This window comes from Curtobacterium sp. APC 4022 (assembly GCF_030407555.1).
In the GTDB taxonomy this organism is placed as follows: domain Bacteria; phylum Actinomycetota; class Actinomycetes; order Actinomycetales; family Microbacteriaceae; genus Curtobacterium.
This window is the reverse complement of sequence record NZ_JASDDD010000011.1, coordinates 58,388-80,177: the sequence shown is the minus strand read 5'-3', so window position 1 is coordinate 80,177 and position 21,790 is coordinate 58,388. Positions and strand designations below refer to the sequence as shown.

General features: G+C 71.2%; 17 protein-coding genes and 1 other RNA gene. 6 read left to right on the top strand and 12 right to left on the bottom strand.

Annotated features, from left to right (window positions below):
• Nucleotides 1-1,011 (top strand): 2-oxoglutarate dehydrogenase, E2 component, dihydrolipoamide succinyltransferase (gene sucB / locus QL987_RS05725; protein ID WP_290156710.1); only part of this gene is annotated, 1,011 nt, incomplete at its 5' end.
• Between the two features lie 84 nt (nt 1,012-1,095).
• Here the strand turns inward: sucB and QL987_RS05720 are convergent.
• Entirely contained in the window at nt 1,096-1,884 is a 789-nt protein-coding gene (locus tag QL987_RS05720) for a hypothetical protein (RefSeq protein ID WP_290156709.1), read from the bottom strand.
• A 128-nt stretch (nt 1,885-2,012) separates the two neighbouring features.
• Between QL987_RS05720 and QL987_RS05715 the strand changes: the two genes are divergently transcribed.
• Nucleotides 2,013-2,726, top strand: coding sequence for a DUF4191 domain-containing protein (locus QL987_RS05715; RefSeq protein ID WP_290156708.1), 714 nt, complete (start codon nt 2,013-2,015; stop codon nt 2,724-2,726).
• Nucleotides 2,727-2,959: 233 nt separating this feature from the next.
• Here the strand turns inward: QL987_RS05715 and QL987_RS05710 are convergent, their stop codons facing one another.
• Nucleotides 2,960-3,397: an RDD family protein gene (locus QL987_RS05710; RefSeq protein WP_111073272.1), complete on the bottom strand. Its 438-nt coding sequence runs from the start codon at nt 3,395-3,397 to the stop codon at nt 2,960-2,962.
• A 142-nt stretch (nt 3,398-3,539) separates the two neighbouring features.
• On the opposite strand from QL987_RS05710, the gene glnA (QL987_RS05705) reads away from it, so the two are divergent.
• Entirely contained in the window at nt 3,540-4,964 is a 1,425-nt protein-coding gene (gene glnA / locus QL987_RS05705; RefSeq protein WP_110902453.1) for a type I glutamate--ammonia ligase, read from the top strand.
• Nucleotides 4,965-5,414: 450 nt separating this feature from the next.
• Here glnA (QL987_RS05705) and QL987_RS05700 read toward each other — a convergent pair whose 3' ends face one another.
• The 6 genes from QL987_RS05700 to QL987_RS05675 all read right to left on the bottom strand — a co-directional run bounded on the left by QL987_RS05700 (nt 5,415) and on the right by QL987_RS05675 (nt 15,079).
• Nucleotides 5,415-6,833: a UDP-glucose/GDP-mannose dehydrogenase family protein gene (locus QL987_RS05700; RefSeq protein WP_290156706.1), complete on the bottom strand. Its 1,419-nt coding sequence runs from the start codon at nt 6,831-6,833 to the stop codon at nt 5,415-5,417.
• The gene (locus QL987_RS05695) at nt 6,830-8,386 is read right to left on the bottom strand and encodes a glycosyl hydrolase (protein ID WP_290156705.1); all 1,557 of its coding nucleotides are present in this window, start codon (nt 8,384-8,386) and stop codon (nt 6,830-6,832) included. Before QL987_RS05695 ends, QL987_RS05700 begins: the two co-directional genes overlap by 4 nt.
• Nucleotides 8,379-9,962: a glycosyltransferase family 2 protein gene (locus QL987_RS05690; RefSeq protein WP_290156704.1), complete on the bottom strand. Its 1,584-nt coding sequence runs from the start codon at nt 9,960-9,962 to the stop codon at nt 8,379-8,381. Before QL987_RS05690 ends, QL987_RS05695 begins: the two co-directional genes overlap by 8 nt.
• A gap of 524 nt (nt 9,963-10,486) precedes the next feature.
• Nucleotides 10,487-13,462, bottom strand: a complete 2,976-nt coding sequence (locus QL987_RS05685; RefSeq protein ID WP_290156703.1) for a bifunctional [glutamine synthetase] adenylyltransferase/[glutamine synthetase]-adenylyl-L-tyrosine phosphorylase — start codon at nt 13,460-13,462, stop codon at nt 10,487-10,489.
• A gap of 36 nt (nt 13,463-13,498) precedes the next feature.
• Nucleotides 13,499-14,836, bottom strand: coding sequence for a type I glutamate--ammonia ligase (glnA, locus tag QL987_RS05680; RefSeq protein WP_111073267.1), 1,338 nt, complete (start codon nt 14,834-14,836; stop codon nt 13,499-13,501).
• 57 nt (nt 14,837-14,893) lie between these two features.
• On the bottom strand, nt 14,894-15,079 hold the full coding sequence (locus QL987_RS05675) for an SPOR domain-containing protein (RefSeq protein ID WP_111073266.1): 186 nt from the start codon (nt 15,077-15,079) through the stop codon (nt 14,894-14,896).
• A gap of 132 nt (nt 15,080-15,211) precedes the next feature.
• Between QL987_RS05675 and map the strand changes: the two genes are divergently transcribed.
• From map to rnpB, 3 genes are all read left to right on the top strand, one after another.
• Entirely contained in the window at nt 15,212-16,075 is an 864-nt protein-coding gene (gene map / locus QL987_RS05670) for a type I methionyl aminopeptidase (RefSeq protein ID WP_290156702.1), read from the top strand.
• A 68-nt stretch (nt 16,076-16,143) separates the two neighbouring features.
• Nucleotides 16,144-16,896: a polyphosphate--glucose phosphotransferase gene (gene ppgK, locus QL987_RS05665; RefSeq protein ID WP_111073264.1), complete on the top strand. Its 753-nt coding sequence runs from the start codon at nt 16,144-16,146 to the stop codon at nt 16,894-16,896.
• A gap of 251 nt (nt 16,897-17,147) precedes the next feature.
• An RNA gene (rnpB, locus tag QL987_RS05660) (RNase P RNA component class A) lies at nt 17,148-17,510 on the top strand.
• A 418-nt stretch (nt 17,511-17,928) separates the two neighbouring features.
• On the opposite strand, the gene QL987_RS05655 is transcribed toward rnpB, so the two are convergent.
• The 4 genes from QL987_RS05655 to QL987_RS05640 all read right to left on the bottom strand — a co-directional run bounded on the left by QL987_RS05655 (nt 17,929) and on the right by QL987_RS05640 (nt 21,730).
• Nucleotides 17,929-18,663, bottom strand: coding sequence for a hypothetical protein (locus tag QL987_RS05655; RefSeq protein ID WP_290156701.1), 735 nt, complete (start codon nt 18,661-18,663; stop codon nt 17,929-17,931).
• Nucleotides 18,664-18,665: 2 nt separating this feature from the next.
• Nucleotides 18,666-19,499, bottom strand: a complete 834-nt coding sequence (locus tag QL987_RS05650) for a Nif3-like dinuclear metal center hexameric protein (protein ID WP_290156700.1) — start codon at nt 19,497-19,499, stop codon at nt 18,666-18,668.
• 38 nt (nt 19,500-19,537) lie between these two features.
• On the bottom strand, nt 19,538-20,638 hold the full coding sequence (locus QL987_RS05645; protein ID WP_290156699.1) for a hypothetical protein: 1,101 nt from the start codon (nt 20,636-20,638) through the stop codon (nt 19,538-19,540).
• Between the two features lie 132 nt (nt 20,639-20,770).
• Nucleotides 20,771-21,730 (bottom strand): helix-turn-helix domain-containing protein, encoded by a 960-nt coding sequence (locus tag QL987_RS05640; RefSeq protein WP_290156698.1) that lies wholly within the window; start codon nt 21,728-21,730, stop codon nt 20,771-20,773.
• Nucleotides 21,731-21,790: the final 60 nt, after the last annotated feature.

Below are 21,790 nucleotides of genomic sequence, written 5' to 3'. Positions count from 1 at the left end.
AAGGCAGCTCCGGCCGCCGCCCCCGCCGCCGCGGCTCCGTCGTCGACGCCGTCCGCTGCGGTTCCGAACCCCACCGCCAACGGTGCGGCGTCCGGCTACGTCACCCCGCTGGTGCGCAAGCTCGCCAACGAGCAGGGTGTCGACCTCGCGACCGTCACCGGCACCGGTGTCGGTGGGCGCATCCGCAAGGAGGACGTGCTCGCCGCGGCCTCCGCTGCTGCTGCCGCCCCGGCCGCATCCGGTTCGGGTTCGTCCGCGCCGGCACAGTCCGGGCCGTTCGTCGCCGAGGTCTCGCCGCTCCGCGGGACGCGCGAGAAGATGACCCGCCTGCGCAAGGTCGTCGCCGAGCGTGCCGTGCAGTCGATGACATCGACGGCACAGCTCACCAGCGTCGTCGAGGTCGATGTGACCAAGGTCGCGCAGTTCCGCGACGCTCACAAGGCGGAGTTCCTCGAGAAGACCGGCTCGAAGCTGTCCTTCATGCCGTTCTTCGCCCTGGCGGCGTCCGAGGCGCTCAAGGCCCACCCGAAGATCAACTCGACCGTGGACGGCGACGAGATCGTCTACCCGGAGTCCGAGAACGTCTCCATCGCGGTGGACACCGAGCGCGGCCTGCTCACCCCGGTGATCAAGGACGCGGCGTCGCTCGACCTCGCCCAGTTCTCGAAGTCGATCGCGGACCTGGCGGAGCGCACGCGCAACAACCAGCTCAAGCCCGACGAGCTCGCCGGTGGCACGTTCACGCTGACCAACACCGGTTCGCGCGGCGCGCTGTTCGACACCCCGGTGGTCTTCCTGCCGCAGTCGGCGATCCTCGGCACCGGCATCGTCACCAAGCGCCCGGCGGTCGTCAAGGTCGACGGGCAGGAAGCGATCGCGATCCGGTCCTTCGTCTACCTGGCGCTCTCCTACGACCACCGCATCATCGACGGCGCCGACGCGTCCCGGTACCTGGTGGCCGTGAAGAACCGTCTCGAAGAGGGCAACTTCGCACCCAACCTCGGCTACTGATCTCCAGGAGCTGACACGTTCGACGGCGGCCCCGTCTCCCCCGGTGGGAGGCGGGGCCGCCGTCGTCCGTGCTCCAGGCGTGACTCACCCGACACCCCACACCCCGGCCACGACGACCCCCGTCACGACGACGCCCGCGGTCACCAGCCCGCGCAGCCCGATCCGGCGTGTCCCGACCGGCAGGCCGGTCCGGACGAGTGCGCGCACCGCTGCGAGCAGCCGGCCGGCCACGGACTCCGGAGCCGCGGGCGGTGCGGCACCCGCATCAAGGGCGAACGTGAACGTCATCGGCGGTGGGTCCCACCGGACCGGCCGGGGCGGGGCGGTCGCACGGACCAGGCGGTCGAGCGCGAGGAGCGATGCTCCGCCGTCGCGACGAGCCGCGGCGCACGCCTGGTCGATGGCGTCGCGGCCCGGCTCACGCGGATCCACCCGGTCCCAGACCGCCCGGACGGCGAGCACCAGCGCCTCGGCACCCGTGACGACGCCCGGTCCGGCGTCCCCGGTGGCGCCCGGCGGGCGGTCGACCAGGACGACCGCCCCGGCGTCGTCGACCAGGACGTCGTCCTGCCCGGCGCGACCGAGCAGCAGCGCCCCGGAATCGGCGAGCAGGGCGATCTCGAGCAGCGGGAGCGTCAGCGTGACGGCGACGCCCGCGGTCGGTGCTCCGATGCGGTCGAGGGCGGCGGGGAGCGCGAGGCCGGCGGGTGCCGATGCCCGAGCGACCAGCGCGCCGGTCTCGTCACGGCCGACCTCGGCGACCCCGACCAGGTGGTCGTGCGTCATGGTGCTCCGGTCGGCGAGCCACTCGGCGAACCCGTCGGCGGGCTCAGGCACACGCCAGCAGAGGTCGATCTGTTCCCACGGTTCCATGGCGACCATCGTGTCGGGGGCTGGGCGCGCCTCCCGGCCGGAGCGGTGCCCTGTGGAGAACTCCTGTTCGCCCACAGCCTGGCGGCGGGCGGTCCCCGATCGACGTGCCAGGCCGTATCCTTGTCGGCATGGCACGCAGCAGTTCCTCCAGCTCCCCGGCGAAGGAGCCCGGTCGTCTCAAGCAGATGTACCAGGTCTTCACCATGACCCGTCGGGCCGACCCCAGTTCCGTCTGGTGGTTCGCCCTCGCGTTCCTCGGACCGGTCGTGGTCGGCCTCCTCGCGGCGCTGCTCATCCCGGGTCAGAACTGGCTCGCGATCACGCTCTGGATCATCGCCGGCGTCCTGCTCGGTGTGCTGCTCTTCCTGATCGTGCTCGGCCGCCTCGCCGAGCGGGCCGCGTACTCGCAGATCGAGGGCCAGCCCGGAGCCGTCGGCGCCGTCCTGTCGAACTCGCTGCGTCGGCAGTGGCGCTCCAGCGAGATGCCCGTCGCCGTCCACGGTCGGTCCCAGTCGGCCGTCTACCGTGCCGTCGGCACCCCGGGCGTCGTGCTGATCACCGAGGGCCCGGTGACGAACCTCAAGCGCCAGGTCGAGGAAGAGCGCCGCAAGGTCGCGCGCATCGTGCCGAACGTCCCGATCCACGTCGTCAACGTCGGTGACGGGAAGGACGAGGTCACGCTCCACAAGCTGCCGCGTGCGATGAACAAGTACAAGAAGGCGCTGAACCGCAACGAGGTCCTGGCGGTCTCGAACCGTCTCGACTCCCTCACCCACGGTCCGGCCGCTGCGATCCCCAAGGGCATCGACCCGACGCGGGTCCGCGCCGGACGCCCGCGCTGACCTCGGCCGTCCGAGCACCTCGACGCCCTCGATCCCGTTGCGGATCGGGGGCGTCGTGCTGTGTGGCGTGCAGGTGAGGCGTGGCGCCGGTCGAGGTCGCACGATGTGCCGCGCGCCTGGCGTCGGGGCGGCAGATCGTGCGACCTCGGCCGAGCGGCCACGGCGGGTCGTGCGACCTCGGCGGACGGGGCCCGGCAGGTCGTGCGACCTCTGCGCGGGGCGCCGACAGGGCCTCAGCGGCGGACGAGCACCGTGCCGGCGACCGCGTCGTGCAGCGGCCGCCCGTCCTTCGCGTGGATGAGCACCGGCACGACGATGCAGAGCAGCACCGTGCGGACGAGCGGCCGCCACACCCCGACGTAGCCGCCACGGACCGGGACGACCCGGAGCCCGAGGCACACGTGCCCGAACGACCCGGACAGCAGCGCGATGAACACGACCTGCAGTGCCGCGAAGATGCCGAGCGTCACGAAGTTGCCCGCCGCCCCGTACGTCCCGAAGGCCAGGGACAGCAGCGACGCCAGTGCCCAGTCGATCACGAGCGCCAGGAACCGGCGGCCGAACGAGCCCATGCTGCGCGGTCCGGACTCGGGGAGACCGAGGATCTTGCCCGGCCACTCGGTGCGCCCGGAACCGGCATCGGGCGAGGAGGGCAGAGTGGAGCGGGCCATGTCACCAGCGTAGGCGGTCCCCCGGCACGTAACACGCTGGAAACAACCCAGTCACGTCCGGGAAACTCCATGTCAATACCCTCGTCGGAGGGTGCCTCCTGGTTCCCTCGACACCACCCAACCCCACAGGAGACCGACTCGTATGTTCAGCGATTCCTCCGAGGTGCTTGCCTTCATCAAGGACACGGACGTCAAGTTCCTCGACATCCGCTTCACGGACCTCCCCGGGGTCCAGCAGCACTTCAACATCCCCGCATCAACGGTCGACGAGGACTTCTTCGCCGTCGGTCAGCTCTTCGACGGCTCCTCGATCCGCGGCTTCGCGTCGATCCACGAGTCGGACATGCAGCTCATCCCCGACGTGACGACGGCGTACGTGGACCCGTTCCGTGCGGAGCGCACGCTGATCATGGTGTTCGACATCTACAACCCGCGCAACGGCGAGATCTACGGCCGTGACCCGCGCCAGGTCGCCAAGAAGGCGGAGAAGTACCTCGCCTCGACCGGCATCGCGGACACCGCGTTCTTCGCCCCCGAAGCCGAGTTCTACATCTTCGACGACGTCCGCTACTCGGTCACCCAGAACGAGGCGTTCTTCTCGGTCGACTCCGAAGAGGGCGCCTGGAACACCGGTCGCGAAGAAGAGGGCGGCAACCTCGCCAACAAGACCCCGTACAAGGGTGGCTACTTCCCGGTGTCGCCGGTCGACAAGACCGCTGACCTCCGCGACGACATCTCCCTCAAGCTGATCGACGCGGGCCTCGAGCTCGAGCGTGCGCACCACGAGGTGGGCACCGGCGGCCAGCAGGAGATCAACTACAAGTTCGACACGCTCGTCCACGCCGCGGACGACATCCTCAAGTTCAAGTACATCGTGAAGAACACGGCCGAGCAGTGGGGCAAGGTCGCGACCTTCATGCCGAAGCCGCTCTTCGGTGACAACGGCTCGGGCATGCACACCCACCAGTCGCTGTGGTCCGACGGCACCCCGCTGTTCTACGACGAGAACGGCTACGGCGGCCTGTCCGACCTGGCCCGCTGGTACATCGGTGGCCTGCTCAAGCACGCCCCGGCCGTCCTGGCGTTCACGAACCCGACGATCAACTCGTACCACCGTCTGATCCCGGGCTTCGAGGCTCCCGTCAACCTGGTCTACTCGGCGGGCAACCGCTCGGCGTCGATCCGTATCCCGATCACCGGCACGAACCCGAAGGCCAAGCGCATCGAGTTCCGTGCGCCCGACGCCTCCGGCAACCCGTACCTGGCGTTCGCCGTGCAGCTGATGGCGGGCCTCGACGGCATCCAGAACCGCATCGAGCCGCACGAGCCGGTCGACAAGGACCTCTACGAGCTCCCCCCGGAAGAGGCGAAGAACATCCCGCAGGTGCCGGCCTCGCTCGGTGCCGCGCTGGACGCGCTCGAGGCGGACCACGAGTTCCTCCTCAAGGGCAACGTCTTCACCGAGGACCTGATCCAGACCTGGATCGACTACAAGCGCGAGAAGGAGATCCTCCCGATGGCGCAGCGTCCGCACCCGTTCGAGTACGAGCTGTACTTCGGCGTCTGACGCTCCACGCACCACCGCGAAGGGCCCCGCACCGTCAGGTGCAGGGCCCTTCCGCGTACCCGCTCGCCCGCGCGAGGCGGGCGAACGGCGGGCGGGCGGCCTCCGGCGGGCGGCCTCCGGCGGAGCCGAGCCTCGGCTGGGCGGACACTTCGCGGCACACGGACGACGCAACGTGTCCGCCAGGCCGAGGCTCGGCCACGCGCGCGGCGCCCGGCGGACACTCTGGAGGCCCGGTGCCAGCCCGACGGACCGGCACCGGGCCTCCAGGCCGTCACCTCCACCGCAGCGCCGAGCCTCGGCTGGGCGGACAGATCGCGGCACGCGGGCGGCGCACAGTGTCCGCCAGGCCGAGCCTCGGCCATGCGCCCGGCGGCCCCCGCACGACGCCGGCGCGCACGAGAGCGGGGCCCGCGCCGCCCCCGGCACGGGCCCCGCTCCACCTCGGGACGGTCAGCGGCTGGTGGCCAGCGCGTCGATCGTGCCCGCGGCGACGCTCACGGGAGCACCCGCGACCGGGGTGGGTCGGCCCAGGGAACGGACGGTCCACCCCGCCCCGACCCAGCGTCCGGTCGGGAGGCAGTTGCGCGCGTCGATCACGACACGCTGGCCGACGACGGCCGCGAGGGCGACCGGATCGGCCTCGACGACCTCGTCCCACGCGGTGAGCACGAGGACGAGGTCGGCGCCCTCGATCGCCTCCGTCATCGACGCGGCGTAGGTGAGGGTCGGGAACGAGCGGCGCGCGGTCTCCATCGCCTCCGGGTCCCACAGCGTCACCTGCGCACCGCGGAGGTGCAGCGCGGCGGCGACGTTGAGCGCCGGGGAGTCGCGGACATCGTCGGTGAGGGGCTTGAACGCGGCCCCGACGACGGCGATGCGACGGTTCAGCACCGATCCCCCGGCGGACTCGATCGCCATGTCGATGACCCGCTGACGCTGGCCCATGTTGATCTCGTCGACCTGCTGCATGAGCCCGACGACCCGGCCCGCGCCGATCTCGTTGGCGCGGTGCATGAGGGCTCGGATGTCCTTCGGCAGGCAGCCACCGCCGAACCCGAGGCCGGCGTTGAGGAACTTCCGTCCGATGCGGGCGTCGTGGCCCAGGGCGTCGGCGAGCGTCGTGACGTCGGCCCCGGCGATCGCGCACATCTCGGAGATCGCGTTGATGAACGAGATCTTCGTGGCGAGGAACGCGTTCGCGCTGACCTTGACGAGCTCGGCGGTGGCGAGGTCGGTCGTGATGACCGGGGTGCCCTCGCTGATCGGGGCGGCGTAGACCTCGCGGATCACGGCGTCGGCGGCCTCGGAGGCACCGCCCCAGACCAGGCGGTCCGGGTGCAGCGTGTCCTCGACGGCCTTGCCCTCGCGGAGGAACTCGGGGTTCCAGACGAGCTCGGCGTCGATGCCGGCGGGCGAGAACTCGCTGACGATGCCGCGCAGTCGGGCGGCGGTGCCGACGGGCACGGTCGACTTGCCGACGATGAGGCCCGGGTGGGTGAGGTTCTCCGCCACACCGCGGGTGGCGCTCTCGACGTAGGCCAGGTTCGCGGCGTGCGACCCGGCCTTCTGCGGGGTGCCGACGCAGACGAAGTGGACGTCCGCCGCGGCCACGGCCGACGCGATGTCGGCGGTGAAGCGGAGCAGGCCGCTGGCGACGTGCTTCGTGATGAGTTCGGGCAGTCCGGGCTCGTAGAACGGCACCTGGCCGGCGGAGAGCGCGGCGAGCTTGGCCGGGTCGACGTCCACGCCGATGGTCTCGAACCCCATCTCGGCCATGGCTGCGGCGTGCGTGGCGCCGAGGTACCCGGTGCCGATGACGCTGATCACGGGTGCGGGTCGGGTGTCGGCGGACTTCTTCGGTGCAGTCACTTCTTGACCTCCTGCAGGTCGTAGTCGGTGTCGGTGCGGGCGATGCCGGCGACGAACGTCGCCAGGCTGTCGGCACGGGAGTTCAGCCGCCAGTCGTTGGTGGTGCGGACGCCGTCGACGATGGTCGTCGCGGTCTCGCTGAAGTACGCGAAGCCGATGACGTCCGAGTTGGCGGGGTCGGCGAGGGCGTCGAAGAGCGAGTCGATCCACTGCGACTTCTGCCCGTTCGACACCGCGGAACCCGTCTCGGTCGCACCGATCTCGCTGAGCAGGATCCGCTTGTCCGGCGCGATCTGCCGGATCTGCTCGAGCGTGCGGCCGAAGGTGGTGGCGAAGGTCGGCGCTTCCTCGGCCTTGCGGTAGTAGCCGCTCATGCCGACCCAGTCGACGTAGTCGGCACCCGGGTAGTACGCCTGCATGTAGTCGACGGTCTGGTAGGCCGGGTTGCCCAGGGCGTCGATGCGCGTCGGGGACCAGTTCCAGATGACGTAGTCGTTCGCGCCCTCGCGCTGGAACACGTCGTGCACGTGCTTCCACATGGCGACGAACGAGCCCGGGGCGTTCTGCTGCGCGGTGCCGTCCGACCAGTTGTACCAACTGCCGTTCATCTCGTGGTCGAGACGGATCACGACGGGCTGCCCGTTCGCCTTGAGCGCGTCGGCGTACTTCGTCAGGTAGGAGTCGAAGGCGCCGCCGGTGATGTCGGCGTTCGTGTACCCGGCGACGTACTTCTGGTCGTTGCCGGTCGACGCGGGCCGGGTCTCCCAGGTCATCATCGGCACGCGGCCGTTGGCCCACGACCGCTGGACCGCCTTGGTGTTGAAGTCCTGGTCGAAGCCCTGGAAGAAGCCCACCATGTTGGTCGCCTTGCCGACCTGCTGCGAGACGTCGTCGTACTCGGCCCAGTTGAAGGGCGACTGCGCCGTGTAGAGGCCGTACCAGCGTGCTTGCTGGGCGAGGACCTCGGCCTTCGTCGGGACGACCACCGGGGTGGCCGGGTCCGGGTCGGTCGAGGGGCCGCCGGTGCCGGGGACGACGGTCGGACCGCCGCCGTGCCCGCCCGAGCCGCCGGAGCCCGACCCGCCGGACGTGGCGCCGCCGGAGCCGGCCCCCTTGCCCGCCGTGATGGTCGTGCCGGAGGAGGACGAGCCTCCCGAACCGTGGCCCGCCCCGTGGCCGGAGGCCGCAGAACGGGCGTGCCCGAGCTGCGACCGCAGGTCCGCGATCTGCGCCTTGAGCTGGGTGACCTGGTCACTGCGGGAGCCGGACTGCGCGGAGGTGCTCTGCAGCTTCCCCTCGAGCTTCCAGATCTGCTGCTGCGCGGCGTCGAGCTTGGCCTGCATCGCCTTGACGTCGGCCGACGGCTCCTGCTTGGTCGGGACGCCGAGCGCTCGGCTGACCGCGGTGGAGACCGGCCCGGAGGGTGAGATCCAGACGGACCAGGTGATGAGGGCGAGGACGGCGACGATCGCCGCCATGCCGAGCGCGGTGCGCTTGGCGTGCTTGGTGGACGGTGCCCACCAGGTGCCGGTGGTGCGGTCGAGATCAGACAATGAGGAACGCCTCCAGAGCGAAGACCGCGATCCCGATGACGTACGGGATCGATGCGTAGGGGTTGAGTCGGCGACGGGCGGGCTTGGCCGCACGCTGCGGCGCACGGTCGGTCGCGGTGGCGACGTCGCGTCGGGTGGCGAGCACGGTCGAGGTGGAGGCCGTGGTCGCGTCCGGTCCGAACAGCTCGTCGAACGCGCGGTCGACGTCGGCCTGGTCGGCCGGTCGGTCGGCACCGCGGTCGGAACCGTTCGTGAGCCCGCGGTCCACCGGGCTCATCGGCACGGTGCTGCCGGCGAGCTGCGGCTGCGCCGGGTCCTCCTCCATCGGTCCGCCGGCGTAGGCCCCGGCCCGGGTCCCCCAACCGCTGGCGTGGGCCAGGCGGAAGAACCCGATCAGACGGATCGGCATGAGGAAGAACGTCGAGACGATGATGAACATCGGCAGGCGGAAGAAGTCCGAGGGCTTCTCGGCCAGGTGTCGCATCTGGCGGATCGCCATGCTCAGCACGCTCGAGACGACCATGAGTCCGGCCACGTAGACGAAGCCGGTGGAGAAGCCGTACTGGTGCAGGATCCCCTGGTAGAGGTTCTGCCCCTGCCCGGTGAGTGCCCGGTAGATCCAGCCCGCGATCACGCCGAAGAGCATGAACGGCAGGATGATGTCGGTCAGGAAGAACACGGCCAGGATCGGCGCGTGGCCGAGCATCCAGGGCAGCATCCGCAGCGTGTTGTACTGCGAGCCGCGGGCCCAGCGGAGCTGCTGCTTGAACAGCTTCTTCACCTGCAGCGGAGCGTCCGTGTACACGAGCGAGGTGTACTGGTAGACGGTCCGGTAGCCCTCCTTGAGCGTCAGGTTCGTGAGCGTCCGGTCGTCGGACACCTCGAGGAAGACCCCCATGAACTCCTCGTGCATGAACCGGTCCATGACGCGCACCAGGATGTTCCGGCGGAACGCGATCGTGCGGCCGGGCAGGCAGCCGATCTGCCCGAGGACGCTCTGCGCGGGCATCGAGTACAGCGCGCGGGAGTTCTCGAGCCAGTCGGCCCAGCGGGTGATCCAGGAGCGCGTCGGCTCGAGGATGCGCTGGCGGGTCGTGACGCCGCCGACGGACTCGTCGGCGAACGGCTTGAGCAGTTCGACGAGCGTGCCGGGCGTCCACACCGTGTCCGAGTCGACGAGCACGGTGATGTCACCGTTCGACATCTCGGTGCCGACCTTGACGGCGTTGCGCTTGCCGGGGATCGGGGTGTGGGTCCAGCGGACGAGGGGGGCGAACTCGTCGCAGACGGCTTCGAGCGCCTCGTTCCGGGCGCCGTTGATGACGACGATGATCTCGCCGGGACGCTGTTCGACCATGCGGCCGATCACGTCACGGAACAGGTCGAGCGGCTCGTCCACCACGGGGACGACGACGCTCGTCGTGCCGGTGTACGTGCCGGTGAAGGGGCGGTACCGGGCGGAGAGGACGACTTTGAGCAGCCAGAGCAACCAGATCACCAGTGAGTACACGGTGAACAGGTAGAACTCGGGGTGGCCGTCGACCATCTGCCGGATCTGGAGGATGAAGGTGAACATCGATCCCTGCTTCAACGTTCGGGGGAGATTCCACGCCATCGGGAAATCGGGGTCGGTTCGGGTGTCCTCATTCAGACAGACCGCACAGGATCCCTGCAACGTGTCCCTCGGGCGGGGGTGGCCGCGGTGTCGATCGGGGGACAGAGTGGTCCGCTGCACGTCGGACAGCCCCGTGTCCTCACTGGTGCTGACAGCAGTTGGGTGGACCGGTCCTACGGCGATCGATCGTCGGTCGGGTGCCGGACACGACCGGGAGGCGCGTCATCGGTCTGGCAGGAACCCCTGGTCATGGGCCGGTTGCGTCACGCCGTTCCGAACACGGCCGAGCTCGGAGCGCCCGTGTTCCGAAACCCTGGTCGTGGGCTGGCAGCAGTTCCGACCTGGTACCGACCGGGGTACGGGGATCGAAGCGACGGGGTACGGATCGCGATCGGCGGAAATTGTCTTTGACAACTCGTCACCTTGGCCCGGGTCGCGGCGGTCCGGGCGTGTCGCTCCCCCGGGGAACTCGCTCGGCCCGACGCTCAGGCGCCGTAGAACTCGCGCTCGAAGACCTGACGGGCACGACGTGTGACGGCGAGGTAGTCCTCTTCGAGCTGCGAAGCCGACCCCGGCGGGTACTCGAGCAGCCGCGCGATGCCCTCGAGCTGCGTCCGCTCGACGGGCAGCACGTCCGTCGTCTTGCCCGACCACAGCACCAGCGCGCTGCGGGTCCGGGAGGCGAACCGCCACGCGGCAGCCAGTCGTTCGGCGTCCTCCGGGGCGACCCAGCCGGCCTCCGTGGCTGCATGGAGGGCCTCGAGCGTCGAGGTGGTCCGGAGCGCGGGCTGCTCGCGCCCGTGCTGGAGCTGCAGGAGCTGGACGAACCACTCGACGTCGCTCAACGACCCCCGGCCGAGCTTGAGGTGCCGTGCGGGGTCGGCGCCGCGGGGCAGCCGTTCGGACTCCACCCGGGCCTTGATGCGCCGCACCTCACGGACCTCGCGGTCCTCGATCGCCACCGGGTACCGGGTCCGGTCCGCCAGGTGCTCGAAGTCGCGGAGGAGCTGCTCGTCCCCCACGGCACCGCGGGCACGGAGGAGCGCCTGGGCCTCCCACGTCAGCGACCAGCGGGCGTAGTAGGCCGCGTACGAGTCGAACGAGCGCACCACGGGGCCGTTCTTCCCCTCGGGCCGCAGGTCGATGTCGAGGTCGAGGGGGTGCAAGGCGTCCTCGGTCAGCCGGTTCAGCTCGCGCACCACGACCTGTGACGCCCGCGAGGCCACGTCGTTCGGCACCGTCGACGACCGGTAGACGAACAGGACGTCGGCGTCCGACCCGAACCCGAGCTCACGCCCGCCGTAACGTCCCATCGCGATCACGCCGAACTCCAGGCCGTCCGGAGCGTCCCGACGGGCCAGGTCGAGGGCGCCGCTCAGCGTGGCCTCGGTGACGTCGCTGAGTGCCGGGCCGAGGCCGTCGACGTCCAGGTGCCCGAGCACCGCGGCCATGCCGAGCCGGAGCGTCTCCCGCCGCCGGACCGCGCGCAGCAGCGAGGCCGCGGTGTCCACGGCGTCCCCGTGCCGGGCCGTCGTCGCCCCGGTCTCGGCGAGCAACGCCGGCAGCGGGCGGGGCTTGAGCAGGGTGTCCGGCTCGTCCAACCACGCCACTGCCTCCGGGAAACGTTCGAGCAGACCCGAGAGGAACGCGGACTCGGACAGCACGGTCGTCAGGCTGTGCGCGGCGCCGGAGGAGTCGCGGAGCATCCGGAGGAACCAGCTCGACTCCCCCAGGACGTCGCTGAGCCGCCGGAAGGCCAGGAGTGCCCGGTCCGGTGCCGGTCCCTCCGCCATCCAGCGCAGGAGCACCGGCAGGAGGTTCCGCTGGATCGCCGCCCGCCGGGTCGTCCCCTGCGTCAGCGCACGGATGTGGGTGACGGCGCCGTCCGGGTCGAGGAAGCCGATCGCGGTGAGTCGGTCACGGACCTGGCTACTCGTCAGGACGATCTCGCCCTCGGTCGAGGCCACCGCGGCGAGCATCGGTCGGTAGAACAGGCGCTCGTGGAGGCCCCGGACCTCGAGCTTCACCGAGCGCCAGCGGTCCTGCAGTGCCGACGCCGAGGACGCCAATCGGGTGGAGCGTGCGAGGACCCGGAGTTCGTCCTCGTCGGAGGGCATCAGGTGCGTGCGCTGCAGCCGCCGGAGCTGGATGTGGTGCTCGAGCACCCGGAGCAGGGCGTAGTCCGGGCCGAAGCGTGCGGCCTCTGGTCGTCCGACGTACCCGGCGGTCGCCAGCGCGTCCATCGCCTCGAGGGTGGAGCGGACCCGCACGGACTCGTCGTCCCGCCCGTGCACGAGCTGCAGCAGCTGCACGGTGAACTCCACGTCGCGCAGGCCGCCGGGGCCGAGCTTCAGCTGTCGGTCGACCTGGGCGTCCGGGATGTGCGCCGTCACCCGCTCCCGCATCCGCTGCACCGACTCCACGAACCCGGGCCGCTTCGACGACTCCCACACGAACGGGGCCACCGCGGCGACGTAGCGTTCGCCGAGGTCCGTCGACCCGGCGATCGCTCGCGCCTTGAGCAGCGCCTGGAACTCCCACCCCTTCGCCCAGCGCTCGTAGTACGCCACGTGCGACTCGAGCGTCCGGACGAGTGCCCCGTCCTTGCCCTCGGGCCGGAGGTTCGCGTCGACCTCCCACAGTGCGGGTTCGGCGGCGAGGTCCGTGATGACGTGGGTCGCGGCGATCGCCAGCCGCGTCGCGATGAGCACGGCGCGGTCGGTGCTGATCGCGGGTGCGTCGTCCCCGTCGGCCGGCTCGGTGGGTTCCGTCACGAAGATGACGTCGACGTCGCTGACGTAGTTGAGTTCCCGCGCTCCGGCCTTGCCCATCGCGATCACGGCCAGCGGCGTGGCGGCCACGTCCGCGGCGGGGAACGGGACCTCGCGCCGCGCGACCGTCACGGCGGCGTCGAGCGCGGCACCGGCCAGGTCGGCGAGGCCCGCAGCGACGTCCGGGAACGCCTCGGTCGGCGACGGGTGCAGGACGTCGAACAGGGCGATCTGTGCCAGGTGTCGGCGGTAGCGGACGCGCATTCGACGGCGGGCGGTCTCCCCCGAGCTACCGTCGACGGCCTCGTCGAGCGACGCCGTGTACCGCTCCTGCGACCACGGCGGCGCCACGGGTTCGAGCAGCAGGGCGAGTTCGTCCGGCCGGCGCTGCAGGAACTCGGCCAGCCCGATCGAGGCACCGAGCAACCGGACCAGGCGCTCGGTCGCGCCGGCGTCGGCCAGGACCGGCCGCAGCTGCTCCGGTGCGGACTCGATGAGGCGCTCGAGCGCGAGCAGCGCGCCGTCCGGGTCCGCCGTGGCGGCCCACACCGACTCGGCGTCCGCGATCGGGACCCGCAGGTCGGACGCGGGGCGGGCCTCCAGGACGGCGATCCGCTCGAGCGTGCCGGACAGGTCGGCGAACCCGAGCCGCGCCAACTGCGACCGCGAGGTCGCCGTCCTGCTGGTCATCGCGTGCGCTCCCGTGGTGTGTCCTGACCGGCGGGGTCAGAGCATGCCGAGGTTGGTGTCCAGCTCGAAGGGGGTGACCTGGTCGCGGTACCGCTTCCACTCCTGGCGCTTGTTGAGGAGCACGAAGTTGAAGACCTGCTCACCCAGGGTCTCGGCGACGAGCTCCGAGTCCTCCATCAGCGACAGGGCGTGGTCGAGGCTCGCCGGCAGCTGGCTGTAGCCGAGTGCCTTGCGCTCGGAGTCGGACAGGCTCCAGACGTTGTCCTCGGCCTCGGCGGGGAGCTCGTAGCCCTCCTCGATGCCCTTGAGACCGGCGGCGAGCAGGAGCGAGTACGCCAGGTACGGGTTCGCAGCCGAGTCGATGCCGCGGTACTCGATGCGGGCGGACTGGCCCTTGTTCGGCTTGTACAGCGGCACGCGGACCAGCGCGGACCGGTTGTTGTGGCCCCAGGTGACGAAGGACGGGGCCTCGTCGCCACCCCAGAGACGCTTGTACGAGTTGACGAACTGGTTCGTCACCGCGGTGATCTCCGGCGCGTGCTTGAGGACACCGGCGATGAACTGCTTGGCCGTCGGCGAGAGCTGGTACTCGCCGCCGGGCTCGTAGAACGCGTTCTGGTCGCCCTCGAAGAGCGAGACGTGCGTGTGCATGCCGGAGCCGGGCTGCCCGGAGAGCGGCTTCGGCATGAAGGTCGCGTAGACGCCCTGCTCGATCGCCACCTCCTTCACGACCGTGCGGAACGTCATGATGTTGTCCGCCATGGTCAGCGCGTCGGCGTAGCGGAGGTCGATCTCGTTCTGCCCCGGGCCGGCCTCGTGGTGGCTGAACTCCACCGAGATGCCGAGGTCCTCGAGCATCCGGACCGAGCGGCGACGGAAGTCGTGCGCGCTGCCGCCGGGGACGTTGTCGAAGTAGCCGGCCTGGTCGACGGGCTTCGGGCCGCCGTCCTTCCAGTCGCGGTCCTTGAGCAGGTAGAACTCGATCTCGGGGTGCGTGTAGAACGTGAACCCGCGGTCGCTCGCCCGGGCCAGGGTCCGCTTCAGGACGTTGCGGGGGTCGGCCACGGCGGGCTGCCCGTCCGGCGTCGTGATGTCGCAGAACATCCGGGCGGTCGGGTCGATCTCCCCGCGCCACGGCAGGATCTGGAACGTCGAGGGGTCCGGGTGCGCGAGCACGTCGGCCTCGTACGAGCGGGTCAGGCCCTCGATCGCGGAGCCGTCGAACCCGATGCCCTCGGCGAACGCACCCTCCACCTCAGCCGGCGCGATGGCGACCGACTTGAGGGTGCCGATCACGTCGGTGAACCAGAGTCGGATGAACTTGATCCCGCGCTCCTCGATGGTGCGGAGCACGAAGTCCGTCTGCTTGTCCATGCACGACCTTTCCGAGTTCAGCTGGTCCGGTCCACGACCGTTGTCACAGGCTAGTGGTCAACCTTCCGTGTCCGCGGCGTCGGCGCGCTCGTTGTTGGACTGGATGCGGTCCAGGGCGTGCGCGGCCTCGTCACGGGTGGCGAAGGGGCCGATGTGGTGACGGTTGGTCGACTTGAGGCCCTGCTCGACCTCGCCGGTCTTGTCGTTGTACCACCACTGGGATTCGATGCGCTCGTCGGTCATGGGGCCGACCGTACCCGGGCCGGCCCGGGTCGTCCGGGAGGCCGCGGTCGTCCGGCAGGCCCCGGTCGTCCGTGCCCGGCTCCACGGCCGGGAGGCGGCGGTCGGCTCCGACACGCCGCTAGAGTGGAGCGCATGCCCCGGGACGAACACGGACACCTGACCGCTGGCCGCATCTCCCCGCAGCGGCCGGTCCCACGGGGCATCGAGCGCCCCGAGTACGTCGGCAAGGTCGAACCGCACGAGCACGGCCTCGGCGACACGTACACCCCGGACGAGGTCGAGCGCATCCGCACCGCGGGCCGCATCGCCTCGCAGGCCATCGACGCCGTCGGCGCGGCGATCCGCCCCGGCGTCACGACCGACGAGCTCGACCGGATCGGCCACGAGTTCATCGTCGGCCACGGCGCCTACCCCTCGACGCTCGGCTACCGCGGGTACCCGAAGTCGCTCTGCTCCTCGTTGAACGAGGTGATCTGCCACGGCATCCCCGACGACACCGTGCTGCAGGACGGCGACATCGTGAACATCGACATCACCGCGTACAAGGACGGCATGCACGGCGACACCAACCGGACCTTCGTGGTCGGGCAGGCGGCGCCCGAGGTCCAGGACCTCGTCACCCGTACGGAAGAGGCGATGCACCGCGGCATCCGCGCCGTCGCACCGGGTCGGCAGGTCAACGTCATCGGCCGCGCGATCGAGTCCTACGCCAAGCGCTTCGGGTACGGGGTCGTCCGCGACTACACCGGGCACGGGGTCGGTCGGACGTTCCACTCCGGGCTCGTCATCCCGCACGTCGACGACGTCCGCTACGACACTGTGATCGAGCCGGGCATGGTCTTCACGATCGAGCCGATGCTGACCCTGGGCGGGATCGACGCCGACATCTGGGCCGACGACTGGACCGTCACCACGCGCGACCGCTCCTGGACCGCGCAGTTCGAGCACACGCTCCTGGTGACCGAACGCGGCACCGAACTCCTCACCGTCTCCTGACCACCCGCGGCGCACCCGATCCCGGGACCGTGCCGGACACGAGCCACCTACGGAAGGCACCGCTCCCCATGACCTCACTCGCAGTCGGCGTCGACATCGGCGGAACAGGCATCAAGGGCGCGATCGTCGACACGGCGACCGGCGAACTCACCACCGACCGGATCAAGAAGGCGACGCCCGAGGGTGGCAAGCCGCACGACATCGTCGAGGTCGCCAAGTCGATCCTGGACGACCTGTCCCCCGCGTCGGACGTCGCGGTCGGTGTCTGCTTCCCGGCGATCGTGCGTGACGGCAAGACCATGTCGGCCGCGAACGTGTCGAAGAAGTGGATCGGCTTCGAGGCCGAGGCGCTCTTCGAGAAGGAGCTCGGTCGCTCCATCCACTTCGTCAACGACGCCGACGCCGCCGGGTTCGCCGAGCAGCAGTTCGGTGCCGCCAAGGGCCGCGACGGACTCGTCATCATGACGACACTCGGCACCGGCATCGGCACGGCGCTCATCAACGACGGCGTGCTCATCGTGAACGCGGAGCTCGGCCACCTGGAGATCGAGGGCGTCGACTACGAGACGAAGGCGTCCTTCGCGGCCAAGGAGCGGGACGACCTGACCTGGAAGCACTGGGCGAAGCGCCTGCAGAAGTACTACTCCCGGCTCGAGGCGCTGCTGTCCCCGGAGCTCTTCGTCGTCGGCGGTGGCGTGTCGAAGCAGTACGAGGAGTTCCTGCCGCTGCTCGACCTGCAGGCGGAGATCATCCCCGCGACGCTCCGGAACAACGCGGGCATCATCGGCGCGGCGACCCTGGCGGCACGCAGCTCCCGCTGACCAGCCGGTTCGTCCGGCGCGCCCGTCTGCTGCACGCCGACCGGTCACGACACCCCGTGCGCTCCGCGCCGAGCGGTCACGAAACGTCGTTCTCCGCGTGCGGGACCGACGTTTCGTGACCGCTCGGCGGACGACGTGCGGGGTGTCGGGACCGATCGGGACCGGTCGGGACCGGTCGGGACCGGTCGGGCGGTCGCAGTTCGGAGTCGGAGCCCGGCGGCGCGGGCGGGCCGGTACACTCGTCGGAGCGAACGGGTCGGTGAGACGGTCGCGTCACTCCCCCGGGAGTGCCGAGGAACGTCCGGGCTCCACAGAGCAGGGCGGTGGGTAACACCCACCCGGAGCAATCCGCGAGACAGTGCCACAGAGAACAGACCGCCGGCGGTGACGTCGGTAAGGGTGAAACGGTGGTGTAAGAGACCACCAGGGATCCGGGTGACCGGATCTGCTCGGTAAACCTCGCCCGGAGCAAGGTCAGACAGAGGACGCTGAGGCTGCTCGCCGAGTCCTCGGGTAGACCGCTGGAGGCCGACGGCAACGTCGGTCCGAGAGAGATGGCCGTCACCGCGACCTCGGTCGCGGGACAGAACCCGGCGTACGGCCGGCCCGTTCGCCCCAGACCGCACGACCACGACAGCCCGGTACCGCGAGGTGCCGGGCTGTTGTGCTCACGCCGCCGGCACCGCGAGACACCGCGGAACGCGCGAGACACCGCGAAGCGTACGAGACACCCCCGGATTCGGCGGCGTCTCACGCCCGCAGCGGCGTTTCGCGTCGGCAGCGGCGTCTCGACCCGCCGACGGCGCATCATGCAGACGGGTGCGTCTCGGCGGCCGGGAGGCACGCAGCCAGCCCGCACCGCGCCTCCCGCCCGGCCCGCCCCAGGACTCGGACCGGCACCCGCCGCCGCGAGACACCGCGGAGCGCACGAGACGCCCCCGGATTCCGCGGCGTCTCACGCCCGCAGCGGCGTCTCACGGAAGCGGCGGCGTTCCGCGGAAGCAGCGGAAGCGGCGGCGCCGCCGCGGCCGCCTACAGGCCGGACTCGGCCGTCCGCACCAAGATCGCGTCGCTGTCCGGGCAGAGCAGGACGTCGTCCGGCGCCGCGGCCCGGATCGTGGCCAGGTCGGAGTTGTTCAGCGCCACGCCGGACGCCGTCGACACGCCGCCCTGCAGCAGCGACGCCCCGAAGCCGTACCGGGCACGCTGGCGCTCGTACAGTGCGAGGAGGTCGGCCGGCACCTTCGCGGCGACGTCGGCGCGGGACTGCACGGCGGCGACGCGGTCCTTCTCGAACCGGGCGATGCCGTCGTCGCGGACGCCCATCAGCCGGCCGCGCTCGGCGTCGATGTCGGCGAGCTGCTTCTCGATGTCGCCGACCCGGGCGCGGAGGCGGTCGAGCGTCTCCATCACCTCGAGCTCCTGCGTCTCGAGGTCGTTCGTCCGGCGGTTCAACGAGTCGAGCTCGTTCTGCAGCCCGGCGGCGTCCTTCGCGTTGCCGACGTTCTGCAGCAGCGTGGTGTCGCGTTCGATGCGTGCCTGGGCGGTGGCGGTGTCCGACTCGAGGCGGGCGAGGTCGCGCTCGGCGTCCTCGACGTCCCCGGTGGCGGCGGCGAGCTGGCTGCGGAGGCCGGCGGCGCGGGTGCCGAGTTCGGTGAGGTGCTCGCCCTTCTGCAGGGAGCTGATCCGGTGGGCCAGCCGGGTGATGTCGTTGTCGAGTCGCTGGACGTCGAGCAGGATGGCCTGGTCCTCGGGTGCTGCCTTCATGGTCAGGCTCCTTCGTTGGGTGCGGATGGCAGGACGGCGAAGTCCCACGGTTCGGTTCGGAGGTCGCTCACGGTGACGCGGACCCCGGTGGCGGCGCGGAGCTGCTCGGCGGCGACGTCGAGCCAGAGCCACTCGGTCGCCCAGTGCGAGGTGTCGATCAGTGCGGGGCCGTCGGCCACCATCGCCTGCTCACGGAACTCGGAGGCGGGGTGGTGCCGCAGGTCGCTCGTGATGTAGACGTCGGCGGCCCGGACCTCGGCGTTGCCGAGGTACGCGTCGCCCGCGCCGGCGCACAGGGCGACCGTGCGGACGGGGCGGTCGTACTCCCCCGACACGCGGACCCCGGTCGCGGTGGCGGGCAGGACGTCGACGATCCGTCGGGCGAGCACGCCGAGGGGCACCGGTTCGGCGAGCACACCGACCCGGCCGATCCCGCTCACGCCGTCGGACGCGGGTTCGAGCGGACGCGGGTCCTGCAGTCCGATCCGGTCGGCGAGGACGGCGGAGGTGCCGGTGGTCACGACGTCGGCGTTGGTGTGCGCGGCGAGGAGTCCACACCCACCACGGACGAGGGTGGCGAGGACGGAGCCCTTGTAGGTGGACTCGTCGATCGTGGTCACACCCCGGAGCAGCAGCGGGTGGTGCGTCAGGAGCAGGTCCGCCCCGGCTGCCACGGCTTCGCGGGCGGTGTCCGGCACGGCGTCGACGGCCAGGTGGACGTGCTCGACCAGGGCGTCCGGGTCGCCGGAGACGAGGCCGACGGAGTCCCAGGACTCCGCCCCGGCCGCCGGCCACAGGGACTCGACGGCGGACTGCAGTTCTCGGAGCGTCGGCATCCCGTCAGTGTACCGAGACGGCGGGGTCGGCCCGGGTGTCAGCGACGGCCGACGAGGTGCAGCAGGCGGGCGACGAGACGCGACCACCAGCCGGTCGGTGCGGTCGACGCGGCTTCGGCACGGGCCTCCCGGTCGGGTGCGTCCACGACGTCCGTCGCGGCGGTGTCGTCGGCGGACGGCGTCGCGCCGACCGGTGCGGCCACCGGGACCTCGACGGAGACGACGGGCTGCTCGCCCGTGTGGGCGCGGAGCACGGCGGCGAAGGCCTCGCGGTCGATGACCGTCGGGCCGGTCACCGGCTGCACCAGCGGGGTCGGGCGGCCGGACGCGGGGACCGGCGGCGACGAGGGCGAAACGGTCTGGAGGCTCGACACCGGTCGGACGGCGGACTGCGGTCCGACGGGCGGTGCGACCAGGTCGGCGTCGTCGGCCGGGACGTCGACCGACACCGGCTCGGCGACCGCGCGGTGCGGCGCCGGCAGGAGCGGACGCACGGCGCCGACGCGGACCGGTGCGGTGGCGGCGCGGCGGAGCGCGGCACGCTCGCGGCGGTCGGCCTCGAGTGCGGCGTCGGCCAGGAGGTCGGCGAAGACCTCGCGAGCGAACGCCCGCGCGCCCTCGACCTCGGCGTCGGTGCTGTCGGCGACCACGGCCTCCCAGGCGGCCAGGCGGGCGAGGTCCTCGTCACGGACGCGGACCTCGTCCTCGAGCAGGTCGATGCGCTCGATGGTCGTGCGGCCGCTCGAGGCATCGAGTGCGACGGCGAGGTCGTCGAACCGGAGGGCCAGGCGCTCGGGCGGCTCGGGGAAGGAGGGTGCGCAGACGGCGACGTGGCGCGCGCGGTCGCGGCGGAAGGCGCGGTCGTCGCCGGAGACGACGCGGGCCGGCTCGGGTGCGGTCTCGGCGAGTTCGACGACCGGCTCGTCCGCGACCGGCTGCTCGACGGCCGGTGCGTCCGCGACCGGCTCCTCGACGTCCACCGGCGGCAGCACGGGGCGTCGGACCGGACCGGTGACCGGCGGGACGACGAGGTCTGCGAGGTAGGGCGACCGCGTGGCCGGGGCGTCGTGCAACCACTCCTCGAGTTCGCGACCGAAGGGGTCCACGAGGGGCGTGCGTGCTCCGGACTGCGTCTCCATGTGAGGAGTATGAATATCGCACGCTCCATCAGCGCGGACATCCGCGGAGTGTCGCGGGATCCGGTGGCATGTCGCCTGGAGTCGAGCGGCGTGTCGCGACTCTGGCGCCTGCGGTCGGTCCCGCCGTGCTCGTCAGCTGTGCAGGGTGTCGCGGGGGTACTCGTCGAACCGTCGTGCGTACGCCGCCGAGAACCGACCGAGGTGCGCGAAGCCCCACTGCACGGCGACGCTCGCCACCGTGGTGTCGGCCGGCGTGCCCTCGCGCAGTTCGTCGCGGACCCGGTCCAGCCGGATGCCCCGCAGCATGGCGTTCGGCGCGATGCCGACCTGCCGCTGGAACGCCTGCTGCAGGCCGCGGATGCTCAGGCCGACGTGCTCGGCGACGTCGGTCGTGGTGATCGGGGTGTGCGCGGCGGCGTGCATGTACTCGATCGCCGAACGCACACGGCCGGTGGCGCCCGCGGGCAGCGGGACCTGGCGGGCGGCGAGGCGGTGCGGGAAGGTGCTGAGGAGCGCCAGAGCCGTCCGACGAGCGGTGTCGGCGAAGGCCAGCACGGACATCGGGCTGTTGCCGAGCACGACGCGGGAGGCCTCCTGCACCTGGTGGTTCCAGGCGCGCACGGCCTCGGCACCGGGGACCACCGTGTGGTCGAACACCAGGGTGCCGGGCTCGGTGCCGTACGCCTCGGCGGCGACGCGTTCGAGGAAGGTGCGGTCGAACTGCACGACGCTCTGCCGGACGTCGGCCAGGTCGAAGCGGTACGGACGTCCGACGGGGAACACCACCGGCCGACCGGGCGTCAGGGCGACCTCGTCACGACCGACGTCGAGCACGCCACCACCGTCCGTCACCCAGGCGACGCTGATCTGGTCGCCGGAGTCGACGTCGCCCACCATGCGGGCATCGAACCGCGTCGACCGCAGGGACATCGCCTGGTCGCCGACGGTCCGGAAGCGGTACCCGAAGGCCCGCTCGGTCCGCTCGGGCAGGAACCCGGACGCCTCGTAGGTCTGCTCGAACATCGACCGAGCGGCGTCGAGATCGGCTCCGGACGTCTCGAAGACGGTCCGGGGGTCCATGGTGGCGGTCATCCGGGGAATCCTGACACGCGCCGCGCGAACTTCATGCATCTGGATGGACCCGACGCGGGA